Consider the following 8527-nt stretch of genomic DNA (forward strand, 5'->3'; position numbering starts at 1 on the left):
GAACCGACGACGTAGCGAACCGACGACGTGCTGAACAGCCGGCTCCCCCGACGACTCTCCCCACATGTCCCACACATCGCCCACCCGCATCGCACCTGTCGCCACCGTCACCCACGTCGCGCGCATCGTCGCCACACCATGCGCCTATGACCGAAATGCCGTCCGTGGCTGGTCTGTTCGGCTCTGCGAGCTAACCCTTCGGCAACGACATTCCGGAACTTGTGGCTCCGTCAAGTCGCCACGCCGAAGCGTCGCCCGGGGCGTTCCGGTGTTTGGGCAACGAGAGGCTCCCGAGGCCCTGATGGGCAGGTCAGATATGGTGAGGTTGAAACGATTCGGTGATTCCGCTTACGGCTTCGACGGGGGCTTCTGCCGTCATGTTTGGCCGAGTTGGATCGTTCGTGGCTGATTGGACACCTGCATTTTTCGAGGATGTACGCATCCGTAACGAGGTGCTACAGCATAGGATCAAGCCGCGCCACGGGGGCCTCGCCAGTCCCTCCCGTAACCCTGCACACGATCTACTCGCGATCCCCACCGACACCCCCCAACCCGTTAATAGGTATCTGCGTGTCACCGATACTCAGCACCGGTTCCGGCGATGGAGCCGCGCAGTGAAAATCAATCGTCGCCTCGTCCTGCTGGTCACGGTGCCTCTCGTAGTGGCCGTCACCTTCGCGGTACTGGCCCTCGCCCCCGCGACCAACCAGGCGCTCCAGGCCAACCGGCTCACGGCCATGGTCGATGTCGCCTCGTCCGTCAGCGAGTTGACCCACCACCTGCAGCGTGAGCGGGCGGCCGCGACCGCGCTCGTCTCCACCCAGGGAGATCCCGAAGCGTTCCGCGAAACGTCCAGCGCCACGGACAAGAGTGTCGCCCAATTCCGTTCACAGATCGGCGACTTGTCGTCCGTGCCGGGCAACGCGCAGCGCGCGCTGGACCGGATCGACCGCTTCGTCGACGAGATGCCCTCCCTGCGCGCCCAGGTGCGCTCCGGAGGAAGCACCGTCACGGCGCTGACGTTCGGCTACCGGATCGTGATCGCCGACCTGATCGACTACCGCGACGGCATCGCGCAGGCCGACGGTGTCGACGCCGACGTCGCCGACCGGATCCGGGCCGCCGCCGCGCTCTCGCGGGCCGGCGAGCACATGGGCCAGCAGCAGGTCGCGGTCATGAAGGCCCAGGCCACGGGTGGCTTCACCGAGGCGTCCAAGCGGACCTTCGACGCCACCAGGCTCGGCTACACCGAAGCGACCGGCTCGCTGTTCGACCTGGGGCCGCAGCAGTGGCGGACCTGGCTGGAGCGCACCCTCTCGGGGCCGAAAGCCCTCACGGCACGCCAGCTCGAGGACGAGATCAGCCGCACCGCGCCGGACGAGAAACTCACCGTCGACGCGAAGGAATGGCAGAAGGCGTCGGCCGACCGGCTGGACCTGCTGCGCTCGGTCGAGAGCCGTATCGACGACTCCGTACTCAAGACCGTCACCGAGACGCGCACCACGCTCGCGTGGGTGGCCGGCGCCGAGGTGGCGCTGGTGCTGCTCACGCTCATCGGCGCGGTCGTCGTCGCCATCCGGCTCGGCCGCGTGATGATCCGCAGGCTGCGGGATCTGCGCAACGCCGCGCACGAGGTGGCGCACACGGGTCTGCCGCGGGTGATGACGGAGCTGTCCCAGCCCGGCGCGCTCAGCGGTGCCACCCCCGAGCAGGTCGCCGAGCGGTCGGGCAACCCGGTGAAGACCACCGGCCTGGACGAGATCGGCGAGGTCGGTGAGGCGTTCAACGCCGTCCACCACGAAGCCGTCCGACTCGCCGCGCAACAGGCCCACATCCACGAGCAGTTCGCCGAGACGCTGGTCGGTGTCGCCCGCAGGGGCGCCCAGTTGACCACCGTCATGGTGTCCGAGCTGGACACGGTGCAGCGCGACGAGGCCGACCCCGAGCGTATGAAGACCCTGTTCGCGCTCGACCACCTCGCGATCCGCATGGAGCGCAACACCAACAACCTGCTGGTGCTGGGCGGTTACGGACACGGCCGGGTGCGGTCCGCGGACATCTCCTGCTCGACGGTGATCGTGGCCGCCGCGCAGCAGATCGAGCGCTTCGACCGGGTGTCCCTCGGTGTCATCGAGTCCGGCATCGGCATAGCCGCGCGTGTGGTCCACGACGTGGCGCACATCCTGGCCGAACTCCTCGACAACGCCACGCGCTTCTCGCCCCCCGACAAGCAGGTCGGGGTCGCGGTCTGGCGGCTGTGGGACCGCGCTGTCGTACAGATAGTCGACGAGGGCGTGGGCATCACCGCCGAGCGGCGCGCCAATCTGAACAAGGGTCTGCTGGAGCCGAAGTCCGGTATCGGCGACGTGCGTTCCATGGGTCTGCACGTGGTGGCGCGGCTCGCCGCCCGGCACGGCATCGTGGTCGAACTGCGGGACTCCTCGGGTCCGGGCACGATCGCCGAGGTCACCCTGCCGGCGAACGTACTGGCGGCGGCTCCGCAGGAAGCCACGCCGCGCCCGCAGGGCTCGCTCGGGGAGCGTCCCGGCGTGCAGTACGAGGCGCCGCGCCCGATCACCGCGCCCGGCCAGACCGGCCGCCGGCAGAACGCCGGGGCGGGCGCCCCGGCCGGCCGGAACGGCATCGGCAGGAACGGCGACGCCGCCGACTCGGGCGACTACAACCCGGGCGGGGCCGGCCCCGCCGCCGGGGCCGCCACCGGCGGCGGCGCCCGAGGGCCCCAGGGATCCAACGGGTCCGACGCGGCCACGGCCGCGCAAAGCCCCCGGGGCGACGACCGCGCGAGCGCCAACGCGCCCTCCCAGCACCCCGTGCACGCGGAGCCGGTCTCCCGCATCGCGGGAGTCAGCTCCTCGGGACTGCCACTGCGGCAGCGCAACACGCCCAAGCAGTGGCCCACCTTGGGCAAGCGTGACGGCGCCGAACAGCGATCCGGTGCCGCACCCAAGCCGTCGCCCCGCCGCCGGGACTCCCGGCAGGTCTCTGACGTCCTGGCGGCCTACGCCCAGGGGATCAACAGGAGCACGAGCCACCGCGGGCGCTCCGCCACCGACGACGACACCCAACGGAGCAAAAAATGACGACCTCACCCAACGACCTCAGCTGGATCCTCAGCGGTTTCGCCGGGCGTATCCCGGAGGTCACCCAGGCCATAGCCGTGTCCGTGGACGGACTCGCCCTGGCCTACACCGGGGTGGAGCGTGACGACGCCGACCGGCTGGCCGCCATCGCATCGGGTGTCGTCAACCTTCTTTCCGCCGCGGCCCAGTTGACGAACACCGACCCTGTCGAGCACAGCCTGACCGCCATGGAGGGCGGCTACATGTTCTCGATGGCCGTCTCCAGCGGCGCCTCCCTGCTGGTGACGACCACCAGGGACGCGGACATCGGCGAGGTCAGCTACATGATGTCCGAGCTGATCAACCAGGTCGGCGACTCCTTGACTCCCCAGGTCCGCGACGCGAACGCGCAGCCCCTGCGCTGACGTTGACGTTCGGGTCGTACCACGCCCCACCGTTCGGTTCATTCGCCGTTCGTACTGTTCCCGCTCGTGCTGTTCCCGCTCGTTCCGTCCGTTTTTCCACTTCCTCCCGATGAGAGCCCTCATGTTCTTCGACATATCCCTCCCGCGAGGCCGCCGCAGAGTCCGGCCGGTCGGCGCAGCCGCCGTCGCACTTGGCCTGGCAGCCGTCACCGGGTGCAGCAGCGACAGCGGCGCCGGCGACGACACCGTGAAGGTCGGTCTGGTGGCCTCGCTGTCAGGCACGTACGAGCCGGTCGGCACGGAGCTGCGGAAGGGCTTCGAGCTGTATCTGGCGACCCACGACAACAAGCTGGGCGGCCGAAAGGTCGAGCTGGTCGTGGCGGACGAGGGCGACGGTCCGCCGACCGCGGTCCCCGCTGCCACCAAGCTCATCAAGAAGGACAAGGTCGACGCGCTGACCGGCCTCGTCGGTGGCGGTTCGGTCAACGCGGTGCTGCCGCTGATCAACCAGGCCAAGATCCCGCTGCTCGGGTCGAACGCCCGGCCGCCCGTCAAGGACATGAAGTACGTCTGGACGACGAGCTTCCTCTCCGACGAGCCGGGCAAGGCCATCGCCCCGTACATCAAGGAGAAGGTGGACGGTCCGGTCTACGCGATCGGCCCCGACTACCAGGGTGGCTACGACGAACTGCGCGGTTTCACCGACGAGTTCAAGAAGGTCGGCGGCAAGCTCGCCAACCCGGACGGCAAGACCAAGTGGACGCCGTTCCCGAAGACCACGAACTTCATGCCGTACTTCGCCGACATCGCCAAGACGGACGCCAAGGCCGTGTACTGCTTCTACGCCGGCAAGGCCGCCATCGACTTCGCCAAGCAGTACGCGCAGTCCGACGTCGCCGACATCCCGCTGTACACGGCCTTCGTGACCGAGGGCAGCGTGCTCCAGGCGCAGGGCGACGCGGCGAAGGACGTCTACTCGGTCCTGAACTACGCGGCCGACCTCGACAACGAGGCCAACCGTAAGTTCGCCGCCGACTGGACCGCCAAGCACGACACCCAGCCGACGACCTACGCGATGGCCTCGTACGACGCGGCCGCCGTGCTGGACCAGGCGATCGGTGACGCCGCCGAGAAGGGCGAGGTCACGCCGGAGACCATCAACACCGCCATCGGCGGTCTCGGTCAGATCGACAGCCCGCGCGGCGCCTGGGAGTTCGGCGACAAGGCGCACTCGCCGGTGCAGCAGTGGTACCTGCGCCAGGTGCGCCAGGACGGTGACCAGCTGGCCAACGTCATGGTCCAGGACCTGGCGACCCTCGGCAGCTGACTGAGATGAATCTCCTTGATGCCCACCTCGTGCCGGCGGTGGACGGCGTGGCCTACGGGCTGCTGCTGTTCGTGGTCGCCGCCGGCCTGAGTCTCGCCTTCGGCACCGCGGGCGTGCTGAACCTGTCACACGGCACGCTGTACGCGATCGGCGCCTATACCGGTGCCGAGTTGAGCGACGGGACCTGGGGCGGTCTCGCCGTCGGACTCGCGGCCGGCACCGCCGCGGCTGCCGCCGCCGGCGCCGGTCTGTCCGCGGCGACGATCCCCCTGGCCCGTCGTGGGCATCTCGCACAAGCACTGCTGACGTTCGGACTGGCCCTGATCGGTGGCAATCTGCTCATCGAGTTCTTCGGGGCCGACGAACTACCGGTACGCGTCCCCGAGGTGCTCGACTCCTCGGTGACGCTGCTGGGCCACCGGTACCCCGCGTACCGGCTCTGCTTCATCCTGATGGCCGTGCTCCTGGCGGCGTTCGGTACGTGGGTGCTCACCCGCACCCGCGTGGGGGCGGCGGTACGCGCCTCCGCCGACGACCCGCAGATGCTGGCCACCACCGGGCACAGCCCCCGCGCCGTGCACACCGGTGTCCTGGCCGCCGCGGGGGCGCTGGCCGGGGCCGCCGGGGTGCTCGGCGCGCCCATCATCGGGCCGGGCGCCGGCACCGCCGACACCGTGCTGATGCTGTCCCTCGTGGTGGTCGTGCTCGGCGGGCTGCGCTCGCTGTGGATGACGTTCTTCGCGGCGATCGCCGTCGGTGAGGTGCAGACGCTCGGTGTCTCGCTGGCGCCGGACTGGGCGCCGTACCTGCTGTTCGCGGCCATGGCCGCCGTACTGATCCTGCGCTCCCAGTTCACCGAGCCGGCGACGGCCGGGCACGGGGGCGGGGACGGCGGGTCGGATCCCGTGGAGTGGCTGCGACGACGGCTCTCCGCGTCGTTCAAGAGGCGGGGTGCGGGTACCGCGCCCGGCAGTCCCGCCGCGGCGGACAAGCAGGAGCCTGTACGGGCGGCCGGGGGCGGCGGGCCGTTGCTGCGGCTGCTCCGGGGCGGCCCGGACGACAGCACGCTCGCCTCGCGGGGCCGCCGCGCCGCGCCGCTGCTCGTCCTGCTCGTCGTACTCATCGCCCTGCCGACGATGCTCGACGCGTACAGCATCTCGCTGGCCGGCTCCGCGCTGGCACTCGGGCTGCTCGCGGTCAGCGTCACCATCCTGACCGGCTACGCCGGACTGCCGACCCTGGGCCAGACCGCGCCGTTCGCCGTCGGCGCGTACGCCACCGCGAATCTCGCCGACGCGGGCTGGACGGTGGGCCCGGTCCAGATCGTCGTCGCGGCCGTCGCCGCCGCGCTGTTCTCCGTGGTGACGGGGCCCGCGGTGATCCGGGCCCGTGGGACCACGGTCCTGATGATCACGCTCGCCATCGGCGAGCTGGCCAGCGCCGCCATCAATCAGCTCAAGTCCGTCACCGGCGGCGCCGACGGTCTCGTCGGCTTCCCGCCCACGCAGGCGCTGTGGGGCGGGGAGGGGATGATCGACGAGAGCCAGGTCTACAACTACGCGCTCGCCGTCGCGGTCGTCGCCGTCGTCGTGACGCTGGTCGTGCTGCGCTCACCCGCCGGAAAGCTGCTGACCGGCAGCCGTAACGCCGAGGCGCGGATGCGCGCGTCCGGCCACCCGGTGGGGCGCTACCTGTTCATGGCGCACATCGGCGCCGGTGCGCTGGCCGGGGTCGGCGGTTCGCTGATGGTCACCGTCCAGCAGTACCTCTCCCCCGCCGACGTCGGCTTCGAGATCGCCGCGTTCGCGCTGCTGGCGGCCGTCATCGGCGGCAGCACGTCCGTCATCGGCGCCCTGGTCGGTGCCGGTCTCATCGTCTTCACCCGTGACTGGGTGGCCAGTTCGTGGCCCGGTCACGGGCCGCTGCTGCTCGGCGGGCTGTTCGTCGCCGCCGTCTATCTGCTGCCGCGCGGTCTGGCGGGGCTGCGCCTCGGGCTCGGGTCCGGTGGGTCCGGCTCCGGTGGGCGGGGACCCGCGAAGTCCGATCAGCCCCCGTCAGGCCAACTTCCGCCCGGTCAACTCCCGCCCGACCACGACGGCGTTCCGGCCGGAAAGGTCGCCCCATGACAGCTGTACTGGATCTCAAGAACCTCACCCGCCGGTACGGGAGCCTCACCGCCGTCGACGACGTCAGCCTCCAGCTCCCGGCCGGGGCACGGCACGCCGTCATCGGGCCCAACGGCGCGGGCAAGACCACCCTGCTGAACCTGATCGCCGGCACCGACCGCCCCGATCACGGCACCATCGCCCTGGGCGGCGCCGACATCACCCGCAAGGCCACCGCCAAGCGCAGCCGTCTCGGTATCGCCCGCAGCTTCCAACAGCCTTCCGTGATAGGCGAGTTGTCCGTCCTGGACAACATCGTGCTGGCCGGCTGGCTGCACCATCCGCTGCGCCGGGGCGCGTGGCGGCGACCGTCCCGCTACCGGCAGCACGCCGAGTCCGCGGCCCGCCATCTGGAGGCCGTCGGCCTCGCCGACTCCGCCCGCAGGCCGGCCGCCGACCTGTCCCACGGTCAGCGCCGCATGCTCGACCTCGCGGCGGCCCTCGCGGGCGACCCGCGCCTGCTGCTGCTCGACGAGCCCGCGGCCGGTCTGACCGACGGCGACATCGGCCGGCTGCTCTCGATCCTGGGCGGCCTGCCGGACAGCGTCGCGATCATCCTGGTCGAGCACCATGTCGAGGTCGTCGCCGAACTCGCCGAAACGGTGACCGTGTTGGCGGCCGGCCGGGTCCTGATCACCGGGCCCACCGCGGAGGCGCTCGCCCATCCGGAGGTCCGCGACGCGTACCACGCGACCGGCGCCACGGTTCGCGACACAGCAGAAGCGAGAGGGTGACCGACCACCGATGCTGGAACTCACCGGCCTGACGGCGGGCTACCACGGCGGCACCGTCCTGCACGACCTCGACCTGACCGTGCCCGCCGGCTCCGTCCACGCGATCGTGGGCCACAACGGGGCGGGCAAGACCACGCTCATCCACACCGTGGCGGGGTTCATGCGCCCCTCCGCGGGGTCGGTACGGCTGAACGGCCAGGACGTGACCGGGCACCCCGCGCACAAGGTGGCGCGCGCCGGGATCGGCCTCGTGCCGCAGGGCCGCCGGGTCTTCGCGGGTCTCACGGTGGCGGAGCACCTGCGGCTCTCCCACCGTCCGCCGGGCCGCGGCGACGCGACCCGGCCCAGCGAGTGGACCCCGGCGCGGGTCCTGGAGCTGCTTCCCCGGCTCGGTGAGCGCCGGAACAACCGGGGCACCGACCTGTCCGGCGGCGAGCAGCAGATGCTCGCCCTGGCCCGCGCGCTGCTGGGCTCGCCGAGCGTGCTGCTGCTGGACGAGCCCACGGAGGGGCTGGCGCCCGGACTGGCCAAGCAGATCTACGAGTTGGTCAGCACGCTGGCGGAGGAGGGCATCGCCGTCCTGCTGGTGTCGCCGAGCCCCGCGCAGGCGGCCGAGTGCGCCCGTACGATCACGGTCCTCACGTCGGGGCGGGTGACGCTCCGGGTCGACGGCGCGGACGCCCGTACGGACCCGACGGCGCTGCACGAGGCGCTGGAGCTGACGCCGGTACGGTCCGCGGCGCGCTGAGCCACGTTGTCGCCCAGGCGCCGGGCGGGCCGCAGGTGCGGTCCGCCC

At 71.1% G+C, this 8527-nt stretch carries 6 protein-coding genes; all 6 read left to right on the forward strand.

Annotated features, from left to right (window positions below; all coding sequences use genetic code 11):
• Positions 1-614 precede the first annotated feature (614 nt).
• The 6 genes from ACFT9I_RS23655 (at position 615) to ACFT9I_RS23680 (ending at position 8479) form a co-directional block, all read left to right on the forward strand.
• Complete coding sequence (locus ACFT9I_RS23655) at positions 615-3101, forward strand: nitrate- and nitrite sensing domain-containing protein (RefSeq protein WP_382567179.1); 2487 nt, start codon at positions 615-617, stop codon at positions 3099-3101.
• Positions 3098-3505 carry a roadblock/LC7 domain-containing protein gene (locus tag ACFT9I_RS23660; protein WP_382567181.1) on the forward strand — a complete coding sequence of 136 codons (408 nt, stop codon included), beginning with the start codon at positions 3098-3100 and terminating at the stop codon, positions 3503-3505. The genes ACFT9I_RS23655 and ACFT9I_RS23660 overlap by 4 nt, the downstream gene beginning before the upstream one ends.
• Before the next feature lie 121 nt (positions 3506-3626).
• Positions 3627-4832, forward strand: a complete 1206-nt coding sequence (locus ACFT9I_RS23665) for an ABC transporter substrate-binding protein (RefSeq protein WP_382567190.1) — start codon at positions 3627-3629, stop codon at positions 4830-4832.
• 5 nt (positions 4833-4837) lie between these two features.
• Positions 4838-6958, forward strand: coding sequence for a branched-chain amino acid ABC transporter permease (locus ACFT9I_RS23670; RefSeq protein ID WP_382567183.1), 2121 nt, complete (start codon positions 4838-4840; stop codon positions 6956-6958).
• The gene (locus ACFT9I_RS23675) at positions 6955-7731 is read left to right on the forward strand and encodes an ABC transporter ATP-binding protein (protein ID WP_382567184.1); all 777 of its coding nucleotides are present in this window, start codon (positions 6955-6957) and stop codon (positions 7729-7731) included. Before ACFT9I_RS23670 ends, ACFT9I_RS23675 begins: the two co-directional genes overlap by 4 nt.
• 10 nt (positions 7732-7741) lie before the next feature.
• Positions 7742-8479 carry an ABC transporter ATP-binding protein gene (locus tag ACFT9I_RS23680; RefSeq protein ID WP_382567186.1) on the forward strand — a complete coding sequence of 246 codons (738 nt, stop codon included), beginning with the start codon at positions 7742-7744 and terminating at the stop codon, positions 8477-8479.
• Positions 8480-8527 lie beyond the last annotated feature (48 nt).

It is taken from the genome of Streptomyces sp. NPDC057137 (genome assembly GCF_042670825.1).
GTDB lineage: Bacteria > Actinomycetota > Actinomycetes > Streptomycetales > Streptomycetaceae > Streptomyces.